Source organism: Escherichia sp. MOD1-EC7003 (assembly GCF_002965065.1).
In the GTDB taxonomy this organism is placed as follows: Bacteria; Pseudomonadota; Gammaproteobacteria; order Enterobacterales; family Enterobacteriaceae; genus Escherichia.
This window is the reverse complement of the sequence record NZ_PTRE01000012.1, coordinates 20,508-45,010: the sequence shown is the minus strand read 5'-3', so window position 1 is coordinate 45,010 and position 24,503 is coordinate 20,508. Positions and strand designations below refer to the sequence as shown.

Sequence of the window (24,503 nt, the reverse complement as noted above, 5' to 3'; positions counted from 1 at the left end):
CCTATATGAATGCTCCGTTTACATATTCATCGCCCACGCTTAGCGTAGAAGCTCTTAAGCACTCTATCGCTTACAAGCTAATGTTTACGCTTGGAAAGGACCCGGTCGTCGCCAATAAACATGAATGGCTGAACGCAACGTTATTTGCTGTGCGCGATCGTCTCGTGGAGCGCTGGTTACGTTCGAACCGTGCCCAGCTATCGCAAGAAACTCGACAGGTTTACTACCTGTCGATGGAATTTCTGATTGGCCGCACGCTCTCGAATGCGATGCTGTCTTTGGGGATTTATGAAGATGTGCAAAAAGCTCTGGAAGACATGGGGTTGGATCTCGAAGAGCTGATTGATGAAGAAAATGATCCAGGCCTTGGTAACGGTGGCCTGGGACGTCTGGCGGCTTGCTTCCTCGATTCTCTGGCGACGTTAGGGTTGCCGGGGCGCGGTTACGGCATTCGCTATGACTACGGTATGTTCAAGCAGAACATCGTTAACGGTAGCCAGAAAGAGTCGCCAGACTACTGGCTGGAATACGGTAACCCGTGGGAATTCAAACGCCACAACACGCGCTATAAAGTCCGTTTTGGCGGTCGTATTCAGCAGGAAGGTAAAAAAACGCGCTGGATCGAAACCGAAGAGATACTGGGAGTGGCATACGATCAGATTATCCCAGGTTACGACACCGACGCGACCAACACGCTGCGTTTGTGGAGTGCGCAAGCCAGTAGCGAAATTAACCTCGGTAAATTCAACCAGGGCGACTACTTCGCGGCAGTGGAGGATAAAAACCACTCCGAGAACGTATCTCGCGTACTGTATCCGGACGACTCCACCTACTCCGGGCGTGAACTGCGTCTGCGTCAGGAATACTTCCTGGTTTCCTCGACCATTCAGGACATTTTAAGCCGCCATTATCAATTGCATAAAACCTACGATAACCTGGCAGATAAAATTGCGATTCACCTCAACGACACCCATCCGGTGCTGTCGATTCCAGAACTGATGCGCCTGCTGATTGATGAGCACCAATTTAGCTGGGACGACGCCTTTGAAGTGTGCTGTAAGGTTTTCTCCTACACCAATCACACACTGATGAGTGAGGCGCTGGAAACCTGGCCGGTGGATATGCTGGGTAAAATTCTGCCTCGTCACCTGCAGATCATCTTTGAAATCAACGACTATTTCCTGAAAACCTTGCAGGAACAGTATCCGAACGATACCGATCTGCTGGGACGGGCGTCGATCATTGATGAATCCAACGGTCGTCGTGTGCGTATGGCCTGGCTGGCGGTTGTGGTGAGCCACAAAGTTAACGGTGTATCGGAATTGCACTCTAACCTGATGGTGCAATCGTTGTTTGCCGACTTTGCGAAAATCTTCCCGGGTCGTTTCACCAACGTGACTAATGGTGTGACCCCGCGTCGCTGGCTGGCAGTAGCGAACCCGTCGCTTTCTGGTGTACTGGATGAACACCTTGGCCGTAACTGGCGTACAGACCTTAGCCTGCTTAATGAGCTGCAACAACACTGTGATTTCCCAATGGTTAATCACGCTGTGCATCAGGCGAAGCTGGAGAACAAAAAGCGTCTGGCAGAGTATATCGCCCAGCAGCTGAATGTGGTGGTGAATCCGAAGGCACTGTTCGATGTGCAAATCAAACGTATTCACGAATACAAACGTCAATTGATGAATGTATTGCACGTGATCACCCGCTATAACCGCATCAAGGCCAACCCGGATGCGAAGTGGGTACCGCGCGTGACTATTTTTGGCGGTAAGGCGGCTTCGGCTTATTACATGGCGAAGCACATTATCCATTTGATCAATGACGTAGCGAAAGTGATCAACAACGATCCGCAGATTGGCGACAAGCTGAAAGTGGTGTTCATCCCGAACTACAGCGTTAGCCTGGCGCAGCTGATCATTCCGGCGGCTGATCTATCTGAACAGATTTCGCTGGCGGGGACGGAAGCCTCCGGCACTAGTAACATGAAGTTTGCGCTTAACGGCGCGCTGACTATCGGTACGCTGGACGGTGCGAATGTCGAGATGCTGGAGCATGTCGGTGCTGACAATATCTTTATCTTTGGTAACACAGCGGAAGAAGTGGAAGAACTGCGTCGTCAGGGCTACAAACCGCGTGAATACTACGAGAAAGATGAGGAACTGCATCAGGTGCTGACGCAAATCGGCAGCGGTGTATTTAGTCCGGAAGATCCGGGTCGCTATCGCGATTTGGTTGATTCGTTGATCAACTTTGGCGATCACTACCAGGTACTGGCTGATTATCGCAGCTATGTAGATTGTCAGGATAAAGTCGACGAACTCTACGAGCGTCAGGAAGAGTGGACCGCAAAAGCGATGCTGAACATCGCCAATATGGGCTACTTCTCTTCTGACCGTACTATTAAAGAGTACGCCGAGCATATCTGGCATATTGATCCAGTGAGATTGTAAGTTCACTAATAAATAGAACGGGGCCAAAGGGTCCCGTTTTTTTTCGCCATTATTTCGGAAAAATGTCCAGAAGGGGCGAGGATACTGGAGGAGTATAATTTCGCCATTCAGAAAGAATGGAAAGAATAATGCAAAACAGAAAATGGATTTTGACCTCGCTGGTAATGACTTTTTTCGGCATCCCCATACTGGCGCAGGTTTTAGCGGCGGTTACTGCCATGCTGGGTGTCGGGCTTGCCGCTATTCTTGATGTTTGCAATTTACTCGTTACACCAACAAGTTATCTTCCACTCAACATCTTCATGCAGGCGCTGGGCGCTATGGTGATGTTTTTCTCTGGTCGAGTATGGGCGGGCGATAGTGCACCAGAAAAAAGAGAAATAGCCATCTGGCGACAATGTCTTTTTTTAGTACCCGCATTATTAACCCTGGTTGGCTGGATAATCGCGCTACATCTGGCAGATTATCAATTTCGCCAGATGGGATCGGGCTGGTTAGCAAACCTTATGCTTCCCTGGCTGGGCGTTTTGTTAGTCTCATTAGTGGGTGGTGAGTACTGGTGGGTGGTCATTATTCCCGTTGGCGCACATATCAGTTTTTCGCTGGGATACGCCTGGCCGACCAGATATCCTTTAACCGGTACGTTTGGGCTACGTTGCCGTAATTCCCTCCTGTTTATACTTCTCTTATTGGGAGGTGTTGCTGGCTATCAGGTTTATTTATATAAACAGCTTAATCCTGGCGTCGGTGTTCGCGAAAATATTAATACCCGGGCCATGCGACCCGATAAACTCAATAACCAACTGACGCCACTGCGTGGCAAACCACAAATTCAGTTCACGCAAAACTGGCCGCGACTTGATGGCGCTACGGCGGCGTACCCAATTTATGCCTCTGCATTTTATGCATTAAGCGTTATACCGGAAGATTTCCACACCTGGGAATATCTGCATAACTCCCGCACGCCAGAAGCGTATAACAAAATCATTAAGGGCGATGTCGATATTATTTTCGTGGCGCAACCCTCCGGTGGGCAGAAAAAACGCGCAAAGGAATCGGGCGTCACTTTGAACTATACCCCTTTCGCCCGTGAAGCATTTGTTTTCATCGTCAATGCGGATAACCCGGTTAATTCCCTGACAGAACAACAGGTGCGTGACATCTTCAGCGGTGCAATTACCAACTGGCGCACGGTTGGCGGTAATGATCAGGAGATCCAGACCTGGCAACGCCCGGAAGATTCGGGTAGTCAGACAGTGATGCAATCACGAGTAATGAAAAATGTACGCATGATCTCGCCGCAGGAAACAGAAGTTGCAAGCGTGATGGAGGGAATGATTAACGTCGTTGCCGAATACCGTAATACAAATAACTCAATTGGTTACACCTTCCGTTATTACGCCACGCAAATGAACGCTGACAAGAATATAAAATTTTTAGCGATTAACGGTATTGCGCCGACTACGGAAAACATTCGCAACGGTAAATATCCGTATATCATCGATGCATTTATGGTAACGCGGGAAAATATTATGTCAGAAACACAAAAATTGGTTGACTGGTTTTTAATTCCACAAGGTCAACAATTAGTACAAGATGTGGGATATGTGCCGCTGTATAAAACGTTATCAGATATTAAAAAATAAAGCAAATAGTGGGGGTAGGTATGAAGGTCAATATTATGCTTTTCGTTGCCCGGATGTGGAGAATCAAGTAACAGGATCATCAACTGCTATTTTGTTGAGATTCCAATATTTCTACATGGCATAAGTGAATGTGTAAAAGGATTTCATATGAAATTAATATTTAAAACTGATAATTTCTTCTTTATAAAGCTAGTTTCGGTATTTTCGCTTTTACTAATGAGTACTTCCTTGCATGCTAAAAATCCATGTGAAGGGCTTAACGGTGATTTGCCCGCGGCACAATTAATACCACTAAAGAAAAATATAGCCAGACAATTAAATTCAGAAATGGAGCAGATAGTCGAAGTCAATAAAATTGAAATATTGTCTTTCGATACTTTACATGAATGGTCAGTTGTTGGTGTCGCTACCGGAGTATCTGATGACGCATTGTTAATTTATAAGGGAAATATTACTAATACTGATTATGTGGCTTTATTCGCTGGTGCTGTAAGCGTTGACGATGACATGATTAAATGGATTAACCAGCAAGCCCCAGGGATTCCAGACTCGTTGGCACAATGTTTCGCGTGGGGAGCTGCATATGGTGGCGTGGTGATTGATAATTAAAGGACAACCAAATGGAATTAGTTGATACATTATTTGCAAGCCTTGCCGGTACTGATCCCTTTACGGGGGTGGATATTACAATTGCTAAATGCAAATCTGCATACTGGGATGAAGGCATTGTTCCACAGCTCATTAACCAGGTCCTGGACGAAGGGGAAAAGTTCGTTGGTGCTGCCGGTCTTGAGGGATTGCTTCGATATGATGTCACATTAAATATTGGCTTAACGTCCAGCAATGTATGGCCGGGATTTTCCCTCGATACCGCCACGATCAGTCGTCTTTGTGCCTGTGGTGCTGATTTTGGATTTGACCCCTATATCAGTGATGTACCAGATGTTCAATGTGACCTGAACACGACAAATGACTTCACCGTTCATTTTACGGCGATGTTAAACCCGGATGAGCGGGTGATCATAGCAAAGCGTCCGCTTAAGAAATGCAACTCATGGATTGAGGATGTTTATATTTCTCAGGTTTTCAAAGAAGCCTTGAAATTTCATAATAATAACAGCTTACAAGGATTTCGAGATAAGCAGGTGGAACTGAAACTCTACGTTCGTCATTACAGCGTGGAAAACTGTGCTGAAGAAAGCTGTCGAGATTGTAATTTTTGCACCCGTCCCAGCTTTTCCCTCTCGCGTAGCGCTATTATTCGCCTGAATGCAGCGAATGCTCGTTTTGTTTATCAACCATTTACACGCGACCAGCGGGCGAGGGGATAATTATGCAACCCAGCTCCGCCATGCAGGCATTAATTGAGCAGATTTATCATATTTTTCGTCGTTATCCAGTGCCATCGAGATTTCATGTTTGTTGTCCTTACTGCTTTAGCGAAGAAAAGCAACAAGCCTTAAGAGTGGTTTCACTGCGTGCCTTGATGCCATTATGTCCATTTCCGGTTACTGGCCGACAGTGGTTGCGCTGGCTGCTTGTGTTATCACATTGAGTTTTCTGGGGGAGATACTGCTCTCAATCCCGCTTATGAACAGGCGTATTTCCCTTTTGGAATTACAAATTTGGTTATCGGCTGAATATACGCTTGTTTTCTGTGCAATGGTGGGTGTTGGTTGGCAATTTGCGCGCAGAACGCCACCTGAACTGAAAAGCAGACTGCATTGTTGGCTGGTATTTGCACCAGTTTATTTCTGGTTGCTTCTGTGGAATATCATTTTCTATATCGGGCCAGCGCAAATTGCTTTGCTGGAAAATATGCGCAATTTCTTTCTGACAGTTGTCTGGCTCCCACTGAATTTTTCGCCACTTTGGTCCCAACCGTGGACCGACTTTGTCGGTCCGATAAGTGCCCAGCTTGGGTTTGCGTTAGGATATTACTGCCATTGGTGCAGCAAAAATAGAAGCCAGAGGCTGAAGTGGGGTGAGTGGGGAACGTGCCTGAGTTTTGTTACGCTGGGTATGATGGCTCGGGCTTTGCGGTAATTCCCTGAATCAAAAAGTCGGTCAGATTATTGACAAAGTGCGCTTTGTTCATGCCGGATGCGGCGTAAACGCCTTATCCGGCCTACAAGACCATGCAAATTCAATATATTGCATAAACCAGGTAGGCCTGATAAGCGTAGCGCATCAGGCAATTTTTGTGTTTGTCATCAGTCTCAGGCCAGATTGAAATCTGACCTGACCACCTTACATTAATTTACGACGCCAGCGACAACTTTTGCTGCGTATACTCCCCCAGCCACTGACTCACACGGGATTGTTGATCCGCATTCAGCCACATTCCCTGTTTTGTTCTGCGCCACAGGGCATCGTCGGCACGGCGTACCCATTCGTGGTCGACCAGATATTTCAGCTCCGCTTCGTAGAATTCATGCCCGAAATCTTCCCCGAGCTCGCCTATTGCCCCCGTATTGTCAAGCAGCAGCTCACTGTTGCTGCCGTAAGTGCGCGCGTAATGACGTGCCAGCGATTCGGTCAGGAACGGGTAACGGCGGCGCAGGCTGGCGGCGTAATCGTCGCGGTCGCCTTCGATGGCTCCACCCGGTAGCACGCTCTCTTTGGTCCATGCCGGGCCAATGCCCTGATAATACGGCGTTAGTTTTTCCAGCGCGTGCTCTGCCAGTTTGCGGTAGGTGGTCAGTTTGCCGCCGAAGACCGACAACAGCGGCGCTTTACCGTTTTCGTCGTGAATATCAAGCGTGTAATCGCGGGTGATCGCCTGCGGTGAGTCAGATTCGTCATCGCACAATGGGCGTACACCGGAATAAGTCCAGACGATATCGTCACGGCTTAACTGCTTTTTAAAGTGCGTGTTATACACTTTCAGCAGGTAATTGATCTCACTCTCTTCAATCTTCACCGCTTTCGGATCGCCTTTGTACTCCACATCGGTGGTGCCGATGATGGAAAACTCATCCATCCACGGGATCACAAAGACAATACGTTTATCTTCGTTTTGCAGAATGTAGGCCTGCTTTTGGGTATGCACGCGCGGCACCACAATATGGCTGCCTTTGATCAGGCGAATGCCATAAGGCGAAGGCAGATGCATCCCGTCGTCGAAAAATTGTTTCACCCACGGACCGGTGGCGTTCACTAGGCCGCGTGCCTGCCAGCTGTATTTTTTGCCGGTGTCGATATCTTCCGCTTCCACAATCCACAGGCCGTTTTCGCGGCGAGCAGAAGTAGCACGAGTGCGGGTAAGCACTTCACCGCCTTTACGCACCACCATCTGGGCGTTGGCGAGCACCAGACGGGCGTCGTCTACCCAACAGTCGGAATATTCGAAACCGCGCGTTATTTCTGGTTTTAACACCGAATTTGCGCCAAAACGCAAACCGGTTGATCCCGGCAGGCTGGTGCGTTTACCCAGATGATCGTACATAAACAGACCAATCCGAATCATCCACGCCGGGCGCAGATGCGGACGATGCGGCAGGCGAAAACGCATCGGGAAGGCGATATGTGGGGCCATTTTCAGCAGCACTTCACGTTCAGCCAGCGCCTCGCTGACCAGGCGGAATTCATAGTGTTCAAGGTAGCGCAGGCCACCGTGAATGAGTTTGGAACTGGCAGAAGAGGTCGCACATGCGAGATCCTGCGCCTCCAGCATCAGCACGGATAAACCGCGTCCAGCGGCGTCTGCCGCGATACCAGCACCATTGATGCCGCCACCTATCACAATCAGATCTTTGGTTTCCATGCTGCCCTCATTCACTTTCGTTAAAGCTCATAAATGTTCGTTATCGAACATATTAGCAAAGAATTGCGTTTTGGGTAACATCGAAAAAACATTTTAGAGTGATATGTATAACATTATGGCGTTTATCTGCCGCTTCGACGTAAACTGTGCGGTAAATTTGCCCACTTGTTTGTAAAGAAAGAGAGATGCATGGATCAGTTCGAATGTATTAACGTTACCGATGCACACCAGAAGTTGCAGGAAAAAGAGGCGGTGCTGGTCGATATTCGCGATCCACAGAGTTTCGCTATGGGGCATGCGGCGCAGGCTTTCCATTTGACTAACGACACGCTTGGCGCGTTTATGCGTAGCCATGACTTCGATACGCCGCTGATGGTGATGTGTTATCACGGTAATAGCAGCAAAGGCGCGGCGCAGTATCTGCTGCAACAGGGCTACGATGTGGTCTATAGCATTGATGGCGGCTTTGAAGCCTGGCAGCGTCAGTTTCCCGTAGAGGTGGCGTACGGCGCGTAACGCTTTATACTGTCCCCTTTTGTGTGGAATAAGCGACAGCAACGATGTTGATGATTACCTCTTTTGCTAACCCCCGCGTGGCTCAGGCGTTTGTTGATTATATGGCGACGCAGGGTGTTATCCTCACGATTCAACAACATAACCAAAGCGATGTCTGGCTGGCAGATGAGTCCCAGGCTGAACGCGTGCGGGCAGAGCTGGCGCGTTTTCTCGAAAACCCGGCAGATCCGCGTTATCTGGCGGCCAGCTGGCAGGCGGGCCATACCGGCAGTGGCCTGCATTATCGCCGTTATCCTTTCTTTGCTGCCTTGCGTGAACGTGCAGGTCCGGTAACCTGGGTGATGATGATCGCCTGCGTGGTGGTGTTTATCGCCATGCAAATTCTCGGCGATCAGGAAGTGATGTTATGGCTGGCCTGGCCATTCGATCCAACACTGAAATTTGAGTTCTGGCGTTACTTCACCCACGCGTTAATGCACTTCTCGCTGATGCATATCCTCTTTAACCTGCTCTGGTGGTGGTATCTCGGCGGCGCGGTGGAAAAACGCCTCGGCAGCGGTAAGCTCATTGTCATTACTCTCATTAGCGCCCTGTTAAGCGGCTATGTGCAGCAAAAATTCAGTGGGCCGTGGTTTGGCGGGCTTTCGGGCGTGGTGTATGCGCTGATGGGCTATGTCTGGCTGCGTGGCGAACGCGATCCACAAAGTGGTATTTACCTGCAACGTGGGTTAATTATCTTTGCACTGATCTGGATTGTCGCCGGTTGGTTTGATTTGTTTGGGATGTCGATGGCGAACGGAGCACACATCGCCGGGTTAGCCGTGGGTTTAGCGATGGCTTTTGTTGATTCGCTCAATGCGCGAAAACGAAAATAATTCCAGGGATTTATAAATGAAACAAACACAGCGTCACAACGGTATTATCGAACTGGTTAAACAGCAGGGCTATGTCAGCACCGAGGAGCTGGTGGAGCACTTCTCCGTCAGTCCGCAGACTATTCGCCGCGACCTCAACGAGCTGGCAGTGCAAAACCTGATTCTGCGCCATCATGGCGGCGCGGCGCTGCCTTCCAGTTCGGTTAACACACCGTGGCACGATCGCAAGGCCACCCAGACCGAAGAAAAAGAGCGTATTGCCCGCAGAGTGGCAGAGCAAATCCCCAATGGCTCAACGCTGTTTATCGATATCGGCACCACGCCGGAAGCGGTGGCGCACGCGCTGCTTAATCACAGCAATTTGCGCGTTGTCACCAACAATCTCAACGTCGCTAACACGTTGATGGTAAAAGAAGATTTTCGCATCATTCTCGCCGGTGGCGAATTACGCAGCCGCGATGGTGGGATCATTGGCGAAGCAACGCTCGATTTTATCTCTCAGTTCCGTCTGGACTTTGGCATTTTGGGGATCAGCGGCATCGACAGCGACGGCTCGCTGCTGGAGTTCGATTACCACGAAGTTCGCACCAAGCGCGCCATTATTGAGAACTCGCGCTACGTTATGCTGGTTGTCGATCACTCGAAATTTGGCCGTAACGCAATGGTCAATATGGGGAGTATCAGTATGGTTGATGCCGTCTACACCGATGCCCCGCCGCCAGCGGGCGTGATGCAGATGCTGACGGACCATCATATTCAACTGGAACTGTGCTGATCCTGCACTGTTTCCCACGACAGACCAAAACGTGCCAGGTATTTGCGTAGCCGATCCGCGTCGTTGACGCTGGCTTTGCCCTGGCGCGAAACATCAAAAAGCTGTCGTCCGGCAGCCGAAAGCGACTTTGCCTGGCGGCAGATAGCGATAACGTGTTCCAGTTGCAGTCGATCAAAGAGGTCGATATTTTCCGCTTCAGCGCCCAGCAGCTGCGTAAGCACGGAAGGGCGGTTTTCCTGCCAGTTATAGCGCAGACGGTTTATCTCATCTTCAACCACTTCCCGAGTGATGCGTCCGCTAGTGGCAAAAGTTGCCATCCGCGTGACGCTGGCAGAAAGTTCGCGAAAGTTACCGCGCCATGTTGCCTGGGGAGATGTCGCAAAGGCCAGCCAGGCGCGCCGAGCTTCGGTGTTAAAACGCACGCTGTCGCCGGTGAGTGAGGCGTGGCGCTCCACTTCATAATCCAGGTTAGGTTCAATATCTTCCTGGCGCTGGCGTAGACCGGGCAGGGTGAAGGTCCAGAGATTAATCCGTGCGTACAGGTCTTCGCGAAATTTGCCTTCGGCAACCAGCTGGCGCACATCGCGCACCGTTCCGGCGATAAGCTGAAAATCGCTGCTCACCTGGCGATCGCTGCCAAACGGGTAAAAGCTTTTCTCTTCAATGGCTTTCAGCAGCATTGCCTGTTCGTCTGCGCCCAGTTCGCCAATCTCATCAAGAAACAACATCCCGCCGTTGGCGCTGCGTAATAATCCTTCACGAGATTCCCGTGCTCCGGTAAACGCACCTTTTACATGACCAAACAGCGCGGACATGGCGGTATCGCCGCGCAGGGTGGCGCAGTTCACCTCAACAAACGCACCGCTAAACTGATGCCGCGCCTGTTTTAATTCAAAGATGCGTCGCGCCAGAAATGACTTACCTGCGCCGGTCGGGCCGTTAAGCAGGATTGGCGCACGGGATTTAATCGCCACTTTTTCAATCTGTTCAATCATGCGGTTGAAGTGTGGGTTACGCGTGGCAATGCCGGATTTGAGGAAATCGAGCGTTTGTTGGCGTTCTTCGGCAAAGCGGCTGGCGATGGCGTTATAACGGCTTAGATCGAGATCGATAATCGTCACTTCACCTGCGCCGCGCGGTTGTTCTTTTTTGCGCGGAGGTGAAGATTGTATCAGCCGGGCGGGCAGGTAACGGGCTTCTGCCAGCAGAAACCAGCAAATTTGCGCCACGTGGGTGCCGGTAGTGATGTGAATTAAATAGTCTTCTTTTTCTGGTTGAAACGCGTAACCACGGGCAAAATCATGCAGGCAGGCGTAAACCTCTTCAAAATCCCACGGGTTATGCAGTTCAATCTCAACGCCCACCACTTCCGTTTCCGGCGAAACGTTGGCGATATCGCGTTTAAGCGTTTCAAACAGCGGGCGTGAACGGGCGTCGTGCAACAATTCCAGCCGATCGATGACCAACGATTCTTGCTGGCATAAACAGAGTGTCGGACGCCATTTCGACCAGCGTTGGCTACCGCGCCCGGCATAATCCAGCACGGTTCCGACAAAACCAAAAGCCACCGTTTTGCGCATCTTATAGATATCCTTATAAAAGACGATATTTAATTATCGGCAAATTGGTTTTGTGGGAAATCTCCGTTTACGGACTGGAATATTTTATCTATTTAAAAACAATGAATTAAAAAATTAACCTGCTTATTTAATTTTCTGGCACGACGGTTGCAATTATCGGAACATACCAACGAAAAGAGAAAAACAAAATGAATTACGAATTACTGACCACTGAAAATGCCCCGGTAAAAATGTGGACCAAAGGCGTACCGGTAGAAGCCGATGCGCGTCAGCAACTTATTAATACGGCGAAGATGCCGTTTATTTTCAAACATATTGCGGTAATGCCTGATGTACACTTGGGTAAAGGTTCCACCATTGGTAGCGTGATCCCAACCAAAGGGGCGATTATTCCGGCTGCGGTCGGCGTGGATATCGGTTGTGGAATGAACGCGCTGCGTACCGCGTTAACGGCAGCGGATCTGCCGAAAAATCTGGCAGAACTGCGTCTGGCAATTGAATCTGGCGTGCCGCACGGGCGTTCCAATAGTCGTAGCCGTCGTGATAAAGGCTCATGGGAAAATCCACCTGCTAACGTCGATGCTAAATGGGCTGAGCTGGAAGCTGGTTATCAGTGGCTAACACAAAAATATCCGCGTTTCCTGAACACCAATAACTACAAACACCTGGGAACGTTGGGAACGGGTAACCACTTTATTGAAATCTGTCTTGATGAGTCGGACCAGGTGTGGATTATGCTGCACTCCGGTTCACGCGGGATCGGTAACGCTATCGGGACTTACTTTATCGAGCTTGCGCAAAAAGAGATGCAGGAACAGCTTGAGACGTTGCCGTCGCGTGATCTGGCATACTTTATGGAAGGTACGGAATACTTTGATGATTACCTGAAAGCCGTGGCCTGGGCGCAGCTTTTTGCCAGCCTTAACCGCGATGCGATGATGGAAAACGTGGTAACGGCGTTGCAGAGCATTACGCAGAAAGCGGTAAGACAGCCGCAAACGCTGGAGATGGAAGAGATCAACTGTCACCACAACTATGTGCAAAAAGAACAGCACTTTGGCGAAGAGATCTATGTGACGCGTAAAGGTGCGGTGTCTGCACGTGCTGGCCAATATGGAATTATTCCAGGTTCGATGGGAGCGAAAAGCTTTATCGTCCGTGGGCTGGGAAATGAAGAGTCGTTCTGTTCGTGCAGCCACGGTGCCGGGCGGGTAATGAGCCGTACGAAAGCGAAAAAACTGTTCAGCGTGGAAGATCAAATTCGTGCCACCGCGCATGTGGAATGCCGTAAAGATGCCGAAGTGATCGACGAAATCCCGATGGCGTATAAAGATATTGATGCGGTGATGGCGGCACAACGCGATCTGGTGGACGTTATCTACACCCTGCGTCAGGTGGTGTGCGTAAAAGGATAAATGATGAAAAGGATGATTGAGCTGGATGGCGCACAGGGCGAAGGCGGCGGGCAGATCCTGCGCTCGGCGCTGAGTCTGTCGATGATAACCGGGCAGCCATTTACCATCACCGACATTCGTGCCGGGCGGGCGAAACCGGGGCTATTGCGCCAGCATCTGACCGCAGTAAAGGCGGCGACGGAAATTTGCGGAGTAACGGTGGAAGGCGCGGAGCTGGGGTCGCAGCGTCTGCTCTTCCGGCCCGGCACCGTGCGCGGCGGCGATTACCGCTTTGCTATTGGTAGCGCCGGAAGTTGTATGCTGGTGCTGCAAACGGTGCTGCCCGCGCTGTGGTTTGCCGATGGGCCAGCGCGTGTTGAAGTGAGCGGTGGCACCGATAACCCGTCGGCGCCGCCTGCGGATTTTATCTGCCGGGTGCTGGAGCCGCTGCTGGCGAAAATGGGAATTCATCAACAAACCACATTGTTACGCCACGGTTTTTATCCTGTCGGAGGCGGGGTGGTGGCAACGGAAGTCTCGCCCGTGGCATTGTTTAACACCTTGCAACTTGGCGAGCGCGGAAACATTGTGCGGATGCGTGGAGAGGTGCTATTAGCTGGCGTGCCGCGCCATGTCGCTGAACGTGAAATCGCTACACTGGCGGGGAGTTTTTCCCTGCATGAACAGACAATTCATAACCTGCCGCGTGACCAGGGGCCGGGTAATACCGTCTCGCTTGAAGTCGAAAGTGACAACATTACCGAACGCTTTTTCGTCGTCGGTGAAAAGCGCGTCAGTGCCGAGGTGGTCGCGGCACAGTTAGTGAAAGAGGTGAAACGCTACCTGACAAGCCCGGCAGCGGTGGGGGAATATCTCGCTGACCAACTGGTGCTACCGATGGCGCTGGTGGGCGCGGGGGAATTTGCGGTCGCTCATCCCTCATGCCATCTGCTGACCAATATTACGGTGGTGGAGCGTTTCTTGCCGGTGCGGTTTAGTCTGATAGAAACAGATGGCGTAACGCGGGTGATGATAACCAAACTCACTGATTAAACCCCCTGCCGGATCAGACTCATCAGTGTGACTATCCGGTAGAGGTAAATTACTCCAGAGTAATGGGTCAGTGCCTGAAATTAATACGACCGCAGGCAACAATACTGGCGCATTACTCCGGGAGCCAAATTACGTTGAATACTGCCCGTAGAAAGGCCGTAATAGCCGACTACCTGGCGGGTATTGGCAGTACAGAATAAAGAGTGTACATAAAAACGCTATACAAACTCACACCCCATACCCCATCATCTTCAACAGTTTCTGCGCGTGCTGCACGGCGGCCTGACGGTGGGCGACACCGAGTTTCTGATACAGATTGCGGATATGCGTCTTGATGGTGGTCGCCGCCACTTCCAGCTCGCCCGCAATTTGCTCGTTGCTGTAACCGGAGTAAATCAGCCCCAGTACTTGCCATTCACGTTGCGTCAGCGGACTGGTGCGGATCAGTTCTGGCACTTCAGGATGATTTAGCAGACGTTCAACGAAATTCTCATCAAAATGGGCGAATTTATGCCGGTGATGTTGATTAATTTCCCGCAGAATACGCTGTGCGCGATGCTGTTCCAGTTCTGGCAGCGTATTAAGCTGAATCAGCTGGCGCAGTTGTTGTGCCATCGCTTCGCCTTCGATGACAAAATGACTGATAAATCCGGTGCGATTCGCCAGTTTTAATGCGTCCAGCAACACGCGCTGGGCGTCGCTTTTACGTCCGGCCTGCCAGTACAGTTGATTGAGCAGTAACAGGTTGCGGTTGAGATCGCTCATTAATCGTAGACTGCGGGCGTTTTCATTGAGTTCTTCAAGGACAATTTCCGCAGGTTCAAACTCGCCCAGCAAGATTTGGGCACGGGCAATGTTGCGCCATTGACCTTGCAGGAAGTGGTTGTTCGCAAACTCCGGTTTAGCCGTATGACGCAACCAGTTGGCAGCGGCGGCTTTGTCGCCGGTCATTTGCCAGTAAATCACCCGGACTTTGTTGGCGTTAGAGATCCAGTCGCTGTGATATTTGCCATTCCCCAGCAGGTTTTCCAGACGGCTCAGTTGGCTACGGGCGTTATCTAAATCACCACGGGCCAGCGAACATTGAATCAACATTGCCAGACACTGAAGCTGCTGCTGTGGCTGATAAGACGACAAGACTTCAATCCCGCTACGCGCCGACGCTTCGGCTTCATCCAGCCGTGCCCAGGCCCATAACAGCTGTGCTCGGATACGCACCAGAAACTCATGCATTGGCAACTGTTCCAGATGCTGCTCGTGGATCAGCTGGAACGCTTTTTCCTGCGTTTCCCACGCGGTTTGCAGGAATCCTTGAGCAAACAGAATTTCACTTTGCTGGATTAAACTCCACAAGGCGTAGTGCCAGATATCGTGCTGGTGTGCCATCTGTTCGGTTTGCTGCATTAACGCCAGTGAGCGGGTCAATTCGCCTTTGCAGTGCAACACTTCACCCAGCACCGAGGTTGCTACAATGCGGCTATAGAACCAGCCTGGAGGTAGTTCTTCCAGTGCCAGTTTTGCCAGCCGTTCCGCTTCATCCGGATTGCCATCGTTAATCGCCACCTGGGCGCGCAGAGCGTTAAATTCTGCGTGCATGGTGCCTTCTCTGATGTCCTTGATTTCATGTTCAGCGCGAGCCAGCAGGGTGTTAACTTCGCCGTAGCGATGCTGGCTTTGCATCAGCCACGCCTGCAATAACACCAACTGCGGATTTTCCAGCAAACTGTCCCACGGCAGGGCTTTAAGCGATTCTTCCAGCAGCGAAAGTTCGCTGTGGTTGAACAAATGCCAGGCGTGATTACGTAGAATATCGCGCAGCATCAGCGCATCGCCCGCCGCCAGCGCATGATGAATCGCTTCGCTGGGGAATCCCTGGGCCATCCAGCTTTCAGCGGCAGCTCGGTGGATTTCCGGCAGTTTCGCTGCCAGTTCCCACTGGCAGCGCTGGCGCAGGAAGTTGCCAAACAACGGGTGATAGCAGAACCACTCACCGGTATCATCCATCCGCTGTAAAAACAGCCCCTGACGCTCAATCTCTTCAAGGCGCATTTGCCCGTTTTCTTCGCCGGTCACACGGGTGATGAGTGCATCATTCATTGAGCGCAAAATGGCGCTTTTCAACAGAAAATGGCGCGTTGCGAGATCGACGTTATCCAAAACCTCATCAACCAGATAATCCGAAAGATGACTGGCATTGATTCCCGCCAGGCGGCGTGCCGACTTATGGGCTGAGTGGGTATTCTGCCGGGCAGAGAGGGCGATTAACTGCAGTGCCGTCGCCCAACCGGAAACGTCATCGCAAATCCGACTGCTTTCTGCAGCTTCAATCGGCGATGGCAGACGGCAATCAAAAAACAGCTTCGCTTCCTGATGAGTAAACGCCAGTTGCTGACTGCCAATTTCCAGCAGTTGGTCACGAACACGCAGATTGGCAATGCCCAGTTGCGGAAGGTTACGTGACAGCACCACCAGGGTGAGATTTTCTGGTTGATGGCGAATAAAGAAGCGCATTGACTCGTGGATCGCCGGGTTAGTGATCATATGATAGTCATCGATGACCAGATAAAGTGGGCTATGCCATTGCGCCAGCTCAATGAAAAGCTGGGCGAAGAGTGACGTCAGGCTGGCATATTGCCGTTTTTGCGCCATCGTCTCACATATCGCACAGTGACCGTTGGTTGCCTGCTGCACGGCGGCAATGAGATAGCTGGCGAAACGCTCTTGCTGGTTATCGCCTTCATCCAGCGAGTACCAGCCGATGTCGTTTTTGCCTGCCGCCCACTGGGAAATGAGCGTGGTCTTTCCGTAGCCCGCAGGACTCGTGATCAGCGCCAGCCGGAAGTTGTTCGCGCCGGAAAGTTTAGCCAGCAGGCGTTCACGAACCACGGTATGGTCGAGCCGAACCGGACGACTTAATTTTGACGGAATCAGCATAGTTAATCACTTCACTGTGGAAAATGAGGAAATATTATTTTTTTGTGCTTCGTAATTAATGGTTATAAGGTTGGTCAGAAACCTTTCTAATGCAAGCGATGACGTTTTTTTATGTGTCTGAATTTGCACTGTGTCACAATTACAAATCTTTATTAATAATTCACCTAAAAAGAGGAAATTAATAAATCAATACCCTAAATAATTCGAGTTGCAGGAAGGCGGCAAGTGAGAGAATCCCGATGAGCTTACATAAGTAAGTGATTCGGGTGAACGAACGTAGCCAACGCACATGCAACTTGAAGTATGACGGGGATATTAAGAATGAGATGAAACACGCCGGATATTTTACCTATGAAACTGTTTTACTCCTTTACGTAATTTATAGAGTTATCTTCCGCTTTTTGAAAATACGCAACGGCCATTTTTTGCACTTAGAGACAGATTTTCTGCGCTGTATGGTATTGATTTGCTGCTAATCCTGTGATTTGCACTAGCTTTAAGTGGTCGAGATCACATTTCCTTGCTCATCCCCGCAACTCCTCCCTGCCTAATCCCTCGCAGGATGAGGAAGGTCAACATCGAGCCTGGCAAACTAGCGATAACGTGTGTTGAAAATCTAAGAAAAGTGGGACACCTATGTCACAACCTATTTTTAACAATAAGCAATTTCAGGAAGCGCTTTCACGTCAGTGGCAGCGTTATGGCTTAAATTCTGCGGCTGAAATGACTCCTCGCCAGTGGTGGCTGGCAGTGAGTGAAGCACTGGCAGAAATGCTGCGTGCTCAGCCATTCGCCAAACCGGTGGCGAATCAGCGACATGTTAACTACATCTCAATGGAGTTTTTGATTGGTCGCCTGACGGGTAATAACCTGTTGAATCTCGGCTGGTATCAGGATGTACAGGATTCGTTGAAAGCTTATGACATCAACCTGACTGACCTGCTGGAAGAAGAGATTGACCCGGCGCTGGGTAACGGTGGTCTGGGGCGTCTGGCGGCGTGCTTCCTCGACTCAATGGCAACTGTCGGTCAGTCTGCGACAGGTTACGGTCTTAACTATCAATATGGCTTGTTCCGCCAGTCTTTTGTCGATGGCAAACAGGTTGAAGCGCCGGATGACTGGCATCGCGGTAACTACCCGTGGTTCTGCCACAATGAAGCGCTGGATGTGCAGGTAGGAATTGGCGGTAAAGTGACGAAAGACGGACGCTGGGAACCGGAATTTACCATTACCGGTCAAGCGTGGGATCTCCCCGTTGTCGGCTATCGTAATGGCGTGGCGCAGCCGCTGCGTCTGTGGCAGGCGACCCATGCGCATCCGTTTGATCTGACAAAATTTAACGACGGTGATTTCCTGCGTGCCGAACAACAAGGCATCAATGCGGAAAAACTGACCAAAGTTCTCTATCCAAACGACAACCATACTGCCGGTAAAAAGCTGCGCCTGATGCAGCAATACTTCCAGTGTGCTTGTTCGGTAGCGGATATTTTGCGTCGCCATCATCTGGCGGGGCGTAAACTGCACGAGCTGGCAGATTACGAAGTTATTCAGCTGAACGATACCCATCCAACTATCGCGATTCCAGAACTGCTACGCGTGCTGATCGATGAGCACCAGATGAGCTGGGATGACGCCTGGGCCATCACCAGCAAAACTTTCGCTTACACCAACCATACCCTGATGCCAGAAGCGCTGGAACGCTGGGATGTGAAACTGGTGAAAGGTTTACTGCCGCGCCACATGCAGATTATTAACGAAATTAATACTCGTTTTAAAACGCGGGTGGAGAAAACCTGGCCGGGCGATGAAAAAGTGTGGGCCAAACTGGCGGTGGTGCACGACAAACAAGTGCATATGGCGAACCTGTGTGTGGTTGGCGGTTTCGCGGTGAACGGTGTCGCGGCGCTGCACTCGGATCTGGTCGTGAAAGATCTGTTCCCGGAATATCACCAGCTGTGGCCGAACAAATTCCATAACGTCACTAACGGCATTACCCCACGTCGCTGGATCAAACAATGTAACCCGGCACTGGCGGCTCTGTTGGATAAATCACTGAAAAAAGAGTGGGCTAACGATCTTGACCAACTGATCAATCTGGAAAAATTCGCTGATGACGCAAAATTCCGTCAGCAATATCGCGAGATCAAACAGGCGAATAAAGTTCGCCTGGCAGAGTTTGTGAAAGCGCGTACCGGTATTGAAATCAACCCACAGGCACTGTTTGACGTACAGATTAAACGGCTGCATGAGTACAAACGTCAGCATCTGAATCTGCTGCATATTCTGGCGCTATACCAAGAGATCCGCGAGAACCCGCAAGTCGATCGCGTGCCGCGCGTGTTCCTGTTCGGCGCGAAGGCTGCGCCGGGCTACTACCTGGCGAAGAACATTATCTTTGCGATCAATAAAGTGGCTGACGCGATCAACAACGATCCGCAAGTTGGCGACAAACTGAAGGTGGTCTTCCTGCCGGATTATTGTGTTTCTGCAGCGGAAATGCTGATCCCGGCTGCGGATATCTCCGAACAGATTTCCACCGCAGGTAAAGAAGCTTCTGGTACTGGCAATATGAAACTGGCGCTCAATGGCGCGCTCACTGTCGGTACGCTGGATGGCGCGAACGTGGAGATAGCCGAGAAGGTAGGCGAAGAGAATATCTTTATTTTTGGTCATACCGTGGAACAAGTGAAGGCAATTCTGGCCAAAGGCTACGACCCGGTGAAATGGCGGAAGAAAGATAAGGTACTGGACGCCGTATTGAAAGAGCTTGAAAGCGGTAAATACAGCGACGGCGATAAGCATGCCTTCGACCAGATGCTGCACAGTATCGGCAAACAGGGCGGCGATCCGTATCTGGTGATGGCAGATTTCGCAGCCTATGTAGAGGCACAAAAGCAGGTGGATGTACTGTACTGCGACCAGGAGGCCTGGACTCGCGCGGCGATCCTCAATACCGCCCGCTGCGGTATGTTTAGCTCAGATCGCTCTATTCGCGATTATCAGGCTCGTATCTGGCAGGCAAAACGCTAAGGAAGCTCGATGGAAAGCAAACGTCTGGATAATGCCGCGCTGGCGGCGGGGATTAGCCCCAATTACATTAATGCCCACGGTAAACCGCAGTCGATTAGTGCCGAAACCAAACGGCGTTTGCTTGACGCGATGCATCAACGTACCGCCACGAAAGTGGCGATAACGCCAGTCCCGAATGTCATGGTTTATACCAGCGGCAAAAAAATGCCGATGGCGGTAGAGGGCAGCGGCGAATATAGCTGGCTGCTGACTACCGAAGAAGGAGCGCAGTACAAAGGCCATGTAACGGGGGGCAAAGCATTCAATCTACCGACGAAGCTGCCGGAAGGTTATCACACGTTAACACTTACCCAGGACGACCAGCGCGTGCATTGCCGGGTGATTGTCGCCCCGAAACGCTGTTACGAACCGCAGGCGTTGCTGAATAAACAAAAGCTGTGGGGGGCCTGCGTTCAGCTTTATACGCTGCGATCGGAAAAAAACTGGGGGATTGGGGATTTTGGCGATCTCAAAGCGATGCTGGTGGACGTGGCAAAACGTGGCGGGTCTTTCATTGGTCTGAACCCGATTCATGCGCTCTATCCGGCAAATCCGGAAAGTGCCAGCCCGTATAGCCCGTCTTCTCGCCGCTGGCTGAATGTGGTTTATATCGACGTTAACGCCGTCGAAGATTTTCATCTTAGCGAAGAGGCTCAGGTCTGGTGGCAGATGCCGACTACACAACAGACGCTGCAGCAGGCGCGGGATGCCGACTGGGTCGATTACTCCACGGTTACTGCCCTAAAAATGACGGCATTGCGAATGGCGTGGAAAGGTTTCGCGCAACGTGATGATGAGCAGATGGCCGCGTTTCGCCAGTTTGTTGCAGAGCAAGGCGACAGTTTGTTCTGGCAAGCGGCGTTTGACGCGCTACATGCCCGGCAAGTGAAAGAGGACGAAATGCGCTGGGGCTGGCCAGCATGGCCGCAGGCGTATCAGAACGTGGATTCACCAGAAGTGCATCAGTTCTGCGAAGAACATCGTAATGACGTCGATTTTTATCTCTGGTTGCAGTGGCTGGCTTACAGCCAGTTTGCCGCCTGCTGGGAGATAAGCCAGGGCTATGAAATGCCGATTGGCTTGTATCGTGACCTGGCTGTCGGTGTAGCGGAAGGTGGGTCGGAAACCTGGTGCGACCGTGAACTGTATTGCCTGAAAGCGTCGGTTGGCGCACCGCCGGATATCCTCGGCCCGTTGGGGCAGAACTGGGGATTGCCGCCGATGGACCCGCATATCATTACCGCGCGCGCCTATGAACCTTTTATCGAGTTACTGCGCGCGAATATGCAAAACTGCGGTGCATTGCGAATTGACCATGTGATGTCGATGCTGCGTTTGTGGTGGATACCCTATGGCGAAACGGCAGATCAGGGCGCGTATGTTCACTATCCGGTGGATGATCTGCTCTCGATTCTGGCACTCGAAAGTAAACGTCATCGCTGCATGGTGATTGGTGAAGATCTCGGTACTGTTCCGGTAGAGATTGTCGGTAAGCTGCGCAGCAGCGGTGTCTATTCCTACAAAGTGCTCTATTTCGAAAACGACCACGAGAAGACGTTCCGTGCGCCGAAAACGTATCCGGAGCAGTCGATGGCGGTTGCGGCGACACACGACCTGCCAACGCTGCGTGGTTACTGGGAGAGCGGGGACTTAACGCTGGGCAAAACGTTGGGGCTGTATCCGGATGAAGTGGTACTACGCGGTCTGTATCAGGATCGCGAACTGGCGAAGCAAGGGCTGCTGGATGCACTGCATAAATATGGTTGCCTGCCAAAACGTGCCGGGCATAAGGCATCGTTGATGTCGATGACGCCGACGCTTAATCGTGGTTTGCAACGTTACATCGCTGACAGTAACAGTGCCCTGTTAGGGCTACAGCCGGAAGACTGGTTGGATATGGCAGATCCAGTGAATATCCCTGGCACCAGTTACCAGTATAAAAACTGGCGGCGCAAGCTTTCCGCAACGCTTGAGTCGATGTTTGCCGATGATGAGGTGAACAGGTTGTTGAAGGATTTGGACAGGCGGCGCAGAGCGGCAGCGAAGAAATAATCGTGGTAATGCCTGGTACGAGTTGCCAGGCTTTTTTTCAAGGAAAGATTTTATGGACATGTCAGTCAAAGTAGACCTTGAAGATAAAATAAAAGAAAAATATACAATTGGTTATTATGAATTTGATGAAATAAATAATTGTTTTTGGGGTGATGCAGAAATCGAATTGTATCTCTATGAAATAGATACAGATATCTGGCGAAGTTGTGATGTATGGTACTCGATGTTTTTGCGTATCACGGAAGGCATAAAGCCCGCCGGGAAGAATATGAGGTGTGTCCGCAGCGGTAAGGATCTGGCCGCATAACTGGCTGAACGTTGCCGTGGCCGTATGGAGCTGCTGTAGCAAGGCGTTATTGCAGGTTGCACGATTAGCGTAATCAAAGATCAGAGGAAGTAACGTGATATCATAGCCATTTTTGTGACAATAAGAATTAAAATAAAAATGAGCGTGGGTGCGAACGTCCACTGCCTTTACCAGCGATATCTCTGACGCTGGCGCGTTTACCGCGGGAGGTGACGCTTCTTTTTCGGGAGCTGGAACCGTTAATAAAAAGAAAAATAAAAAAACAATTACGCTGATTAATGTGACGAAAATACCATACCGCTGGTAAACGTGAGCCACAAGCGCCAGAGAACAGGCTGCCTGAATAACCGCAATCCACCTGAGAATACTCATGCTTCGATATTTTGCTATCATTCCAGTCACCAACAGTGCAGCGTAAAAAAACAAGGCAACACCGAAGGAAAGATAATAAAAAGGGAAGATCAATATCAGAGACAAAATAAGATAAAACGCCATTGTACCTCCCTGTTTCTCAGCCTCTTCGGGAAAGTAACCCGGTGCCCCTGAGAATGTAAAAATGGCTGCGTAAGCAACCATTCAGACGGTTGACAATGTGCGCTTTGTTCATGCCGGATGCGGCGTGAACGCCTTATCCGGCCTACAAAACATGCAATTTCAATAGATTGCAGAGATTATGTAGGCCTGATAAGCGCAGCGCATCAGGCAATTTTGCGTTTGTCATCATTCTGTTATCAGTAGTAAGAGTGCTCGCCGCGCTGGTGTTCGGTGAGATCGCGTACACCTTTCAGCTCAGGGAATTCGTTCAGCAGCTGCTTCTCGATCCCTTCTTTCAGCGTCACATCGACCATGGAACAACCGTTACAGCCGCCGCCAAATTGCAGAATGGCGTAACCGTCTTCGGTGATTTCCATCAGCGAAACACGACCACCGTGACCAGCAAGCTGTGGGTTGATCTGCGACTGCAGCATATATTCCACGCGCTCCATCAGCGGCGCATCGTCAGCCACTTTACGCATTTTGGCGTTAGGTGCTTTCAGCGTCAGCTGAGAACCCAACTGGTCGGTAACAAAGTCGATCTCTGCATCTTCCAGATATGGTGCGCTTAACTCATCAACATACGCGGTCAGCAGGTCAAATTTCAGGGCGGTGTCGGTGGCTTCCACAGCGTCCGGTGGACAATAAGAAACGCCACATTCAGCGTTAGGCGTGCCAGGGTTAATCACAAATACGCGGATTTGTGTCCCTTCTTCCTGATTTGCCAGCAATTTGGCAAAGTGCGCTTGTGCAGCATCGGAAATTCGGATCATAGTAATGGCCTAATAGTTGACTATTTTAGTTGGTTATAATACGCCCATCATCGAGGCTCTACAAGGTTCGACAAAGGCACCAGACCTGGACAGTCGCCGCACCATTGCGTAAAAGCAACTGAGCAATCTCTGCGACGGTACTTCCGGTGGTAACGACATCATCCACAATCACCATATGGCGACCTTGCACAGGCAATTCAAGGCGAAAAGCATTTTTCAGGTTGCGCTTGCGCAGCCGGGCGCTAAGAAAATGCTGGGTCGCAGTAGCCCGTGTACGTGTGACGGCTTCGCTATCCCATTGGCAGTGCAACCAGTGTGATAACGGCTGACACAGCAAATCGCTCTGATTAAATCCCCGCCGCCAGTGACGCCGCTGCCATAACGGAACGCTGATGATGCGATCCGGCAATTGCAAGCCGGTGGTGCGACGAGCGTGTAAGACTTCTAATAGTAACAGACGTGACAGGGCGCTGGCGATTTCACTGCGCCGGGAAAACTTAAGCTGGTGGATAAGCGGACTTAACGGCGGCGCATAGTCGGCGACGGTGACCAGTCTTTGCCAGGGCGGCGGTTTTTGCAGGCAACGACCGCAGGGAAGATGTGAGTGTGTGGCAGGCAATCCACATTGTGGGCATAACGTTTTATCTGTACGGGCGGCGTGTGAGCAGACCGAACAAATCCCCCAATGACTTAGCGCCAGCGGCATTTGGCATAGCCAGCATAATCCCGGTACTGTTAGCATATGTTCATCCTTGTAAGTAAAAAGAGAACAATAG

The 24,503-nt window shown here is 50.7% G+C and carries 17 protein-coding genes and 2 pseudogenes; 12 read left to right on the top strand and 7 right to left on the bottom strand.

All coding sequences use genetic code 11. The annotated features are described in order from the left end of the window. The first annotated feature begins 5 nt into the window (after positions 1-5). From glgP to A7090_RS01540, 5 genes and pseudogenes are all read left to right on the top strand, one after another. Positions 6-2,453: a glycogen phosphorylase gene (gene glgP / locus A7090_RS01565; protein WP_105272756.1), complete on the top strand. Its 2,448-nt coding sequence runs from the start codon at positions 6-8 to the stop codon at positions 2,451-2,453. Positions 2,454-2,578: 125 nt separating this feature from the next. Continuing rightward, positions 2,579-4,099 (top strand): PstS family phosphate ABC transporter substrate-binding protein, encoded by a 1,521-nt coding sequence (locus tag A7090_RS01560; RefSeq protein ID WP_123056920.1) that lies wholly within the window; start codon positions 2,579-2,581, stop codon positions 4,097-4,099. A 147-nt stretch (positions 4,100-4,246) separates the two neighbouring features. Beyond that, positions 4,247-4,708: a hypothetical protein gene (locus A7090_RS01555; protein ID WP_105272754.1), complete on the top strand. Its 462-nt coding sequence runs from the start codon at positions 4,247-4,249 to the stop codon at positions 4,706-4,708. An 11-nt stretch (positions 4,709-4,719) separates the two neighbouring features. Continuing rightward, complete coding sequence (locus A7090_RS01550) at positions 4,720-5,430, top strand: hypothetical protein (protein WP_105272753.1); 711 nt, start codon at positions 4,720-4,722, stop codon at positions 5,428-5,430. Between the two features lie 181 nt (positions 5,431-5,611). Then, positions 5,612-6,145: pseudogene (locus A7090_RS01540) on the top strand (hypothetical protein); the annotation flags it as partial. Between the two features lie 214 nt (positions 6,146-6,359). On the opposite strand, the gene glpD reads toward A7090_RS01540, so the two are convergent. Continuing rightward, positions 6,360-7,865, bottom strand: a complete 1,506-nt coding sequence (glpD, locus tag A7090_RS01535; RefSeq protein ID WP_105272751.1) for a glycerol-3-phosphate dehydrogenase — start codon at positions 7,863-7,865, stop codon at positions 6,360-6,362. A 189-nt stretch (positions 7,866-8,054) separates the two neighbouring features. Here glpD and glpE point away from each other — a divergent pair, with 189 nt between their 5' ends. The 3 genes from glpE to A7090_RS01520 are packed head-to-tail and all read left to right on the top strand — an operon-like array spanning position 8,055 to position 10,031. Next, positions 8,055-8,381, top strand: coding sequence for a thiosulfate sulfurtransferase GlpE (gene glpE, locus A7090_RS01530; protein ID WP_105272750.1), 327 nt, complete (start codon positions 8,055-8,057; stop codon positions 8,379-8,381). A gap of 44 nt (positions 8,382-8,425) precedes the next feature. Further along, positions 8,426-9,256 (top strand): rhomboid family intramembrane serine protease GlpG, encoded by an 831-nt coding sequence (gene glpG, locus A7090_RS01525; RefSeq protein ID WP_000928723.1) that lies wholly within the window; start codon positions 8,426-8,428, stop codon positions 9,254-9,256. 16 nt (positions 9,257-9,272) lie between these two features. Beyond that, a complete protein-coding gene (locus A7090_RS01520) occupies positions 9,273-10,031 on the top strand; it encodes a DeoR/GlpR family transcriptional regulator (protein ID WP_105272749.1) in 759 nt (252 codons plus the stop codon). On the opposite strand, the gene rtcR is transcribed toward A7090_RS01520, so the two are convergent. Further along, entirely contained in the window at positions 10,013-11,611 is a 1,599-nt protein-coding gene (gene rtcR, locus A7090_RS01515; RefSeq protein ID WP_105272748.1) for a DNA-binding transcriptional regulator RtcR, read from the bottom strand. The two genes, A7090_RS01520 and rtcR, sit on opposite strands and share 19 nt — an antisense overlap. Positions 11,612-11,799: 188 nt before the next feature. Between rtcR and rtcB the strand changes: the two genes are divergently transcribed. Further along, complete coding sequence (rtcB, locus tag A7090_RS01510) at positions 11,800-13,026, top strand: RNA-splicing ligase RtcB (protein ID WP_105272747.1); 1,227 nt, start codon at positions 11,800-11,802, stop codon at positions 13,024-13,026. A 3-nt stretch (positions 13,027-13,029) separates the two neighbouring features. After that, complete coding sequence (gene rtcA / locus A7090_RS01505; protein ID WP_105272746.1) at positions 13,030-14,058, top strand: RNA 3'-terminal phosphate cyclase; 1,029 nt, start codon at positions 13,030-13,032, stop codon at positions 14,056-14,058. A gap of 104 nt (positions 14,059-14,162) precedes the next feature. On the opposite strand, the pseudogene A7090_RS01500 reads toward rtcA, so the two are convergent. Continuing rightward, positions 14,163-14,258, bottom strand: a pseudogene (locus A7090_RS01500) (GNAT family N-acetyltransferase); the annotation flags it as partial. A gap of 28 nt (positions 14,259-14,286) precedes the next feature. Beyond that, positions 14,287-16,992, bottom strand: a complete 2,706-nt coding sequence (gene malT, locus A7090_RS01495) for an HTH-type transcriptional regulator MalT (protein WP_105272745.1) — start codon at positions 16,990-16,992, stop codon at positions 14,287-14,289. Positions 16,993-17,628: 636 nt separating this feature from the next. On the opposite strand from malT, the gene malP reads away from it, so the two are divergent. Continuing rightward, entirely contained in the window at positions 17,629-20,022 is a 2,394-nt protein-coding gene (gene malP, locus A7090_RS01490; RefSeq protein WP_105272744.1) for a maltodextrin phosphorylase, read from the top strand. A gap of 9 nt (positions 20,023-20,031) precedes the next feature. Continuing rightward, positions 20,032-22,113 carry a 4-alpha-glucanotransferase gene (malQ, locus tag A7090_RS01485; RefSeq protein ID WP_105272743.1) on the top strand — a complete coding sequence of 694 codons (2,082 nt, stop codon included), beginning with the start codon at positions 20,032-20,034 and terminating at the stop codon, positions 22,111-22,113. Between the two features lie 61 nt (positions 22,114-22,174). Here malQ and A7090_RS25930 read toward each other — a convergent pair whose 3' ends face one another. The 3 genes from A7090_RS25930 to gntX all read right to left on the bottom strand — a co-directional run bounded on the left by A7090_RS25930 (position 22,175) and on the right by gntX (position 24,469). Then, positions 22,175-22,915, bottom strand: a complete 741-nt coding sequence (locus A7090_RS25930) for a hypothetical protein (protein WP_157941435.1) — start codon at positions 22,913-22,915, stop codon at positions 22,175-22,177. A gap of 236 nt (positions 22,916-23,151) precedes the next feature. Continuing rightward, positions 23,152-23,727: a Fe-S biogenesis protein NfuA gene (nfuA, locus tag A7090_RS01475; protein WP_000619389.1), complete on the bottom strand. Its 576-nt coding sequence runs from the start codon at positions 23,725-23,727 to the stop codon at positions 23,152-23,154. A 58-nt stretch (positions 23,728-23,785) separates the two neighbouring features. Beyond that, complete coding sequence (gene gntX, locus A7090_RS01470; protein ID WP_105272741.1) at positions 23,786-24,469, bottom strand: DNA utilization protein GntX; 684 nt, start codon at positions 24,467-24,469, stop codon at positions 23,786-23,788. Positions 24,470-24,503 lie beyond the last annotated feature (34 nt).

Excerpts from the sequence above, each read along its gene's own strand:
- A7090_RS25930 (WP_157941435.1), bottom strand. The coding sequence starts at position 22,915 with ATGGCGTTTTATCTTATTTTGTCTCTGATATTGATCTTCCCTTTTTAT.
- glpD (WP_105272751.1), bottom strand. The coding sequence starts at position 7,865 with ATGGAAACCAAAGATCTGATTGTGATAGGTGGCGGCATCAATGGTGCT.
- A7090_RS01550 (WP_105272753.1), top strand. The coding sequence starts at position 4,720 with ATGGAATTAGTTGATACATTATTTGCAAGCCTTGCCGGTACTGATCCC.
- rtcR (WP_105272748.1), bottom strand. The coding sequence starts at position 11,611 with ATGCGCAAAACGGTGGCTTTTGGTTTTGTCGGAACCGTGCTGGATTAT.
- A7090_RS01555 (WP_105272754.1), top strand. The coding sequence starts at position 4,247 with ATGAAATTAATATTTAAAACTGATAATTTCTTCTTTATAAAGCTAGTT.
- rtcA (WP_105272746.1), top strand. The coding sequence starts at position 13,030 with ATGAAAAGGATGATTGAGCTGGATGGCGCACAGGGCGAAGGCGGCGGG.
- glpG (WP_000928723.1), top strand. The coding sequence starts at position 8,426 with ATGTTGATGATTACCTCTTTTGCTAACCCCCGCGTGGCTCAGGCGTTT.
- glgP (WP_105272756.1), top strand. The coding sequence starts at position 6 with ATGAATGCTCCGTTTACATATTCATCGCCCACGCTTAGCGTAGAAGCT.
- rtcB (WP_105272747.1), top strand. The coding sequence starts at position 11,800 with ATGAATTACGAATTACTGACCACTGAAAATGCCCCGGTAAAAATGTGG.
- nfuA (WP_000619389.1), bottom strand. The coding sequence starts at position 23,727 with ATGATCCGAATTTCCGATGCTGCACAAGCGCACTTTGCCAAATTGCTG.
- A7090_RS01520 (WP_105272749.1), top strand. The coding sequence starts at position 9,273 with ATGAAACAAACACAGCGTCACAACGGTATTATCGAACTGGTTAAACAG.
- malT (WP_105272745.1), bottom strand. The coding sequence starts at position 16,992 with ATGCTGATTCCGTCAAAATTAAGTCGTCCGGTTCGGCTCGACCATACC.
- gntX (WP_105272741.1), bottom strand. The coding sequence starts at position 24,469 with ATGCTAACAGTACCGGGATTATGCTGGCTATGCCAAATGCCGCTGGCG.
- malP (WP_105272744.1), top strand. The coding sequence starts at position 17,629 with ATGTCACAACCTATTTTTAACAATAAGCAATTTCAGGAAGCGCTTTCA.
- glpE (WP_105272750.1), top strand. The coding sequence starts at position 8,055 with ATGGATCAGTTCGAATGTATTAACGTTACCGATGCACACCAGAAGTTG.
- malQ (WP_105272743.1), top strand. The coding sequence starts at position 20,032 with ATGGAAAGCAAACGTCTGGATAATGCCGCGCTGGCGGCGGGGATTAGC.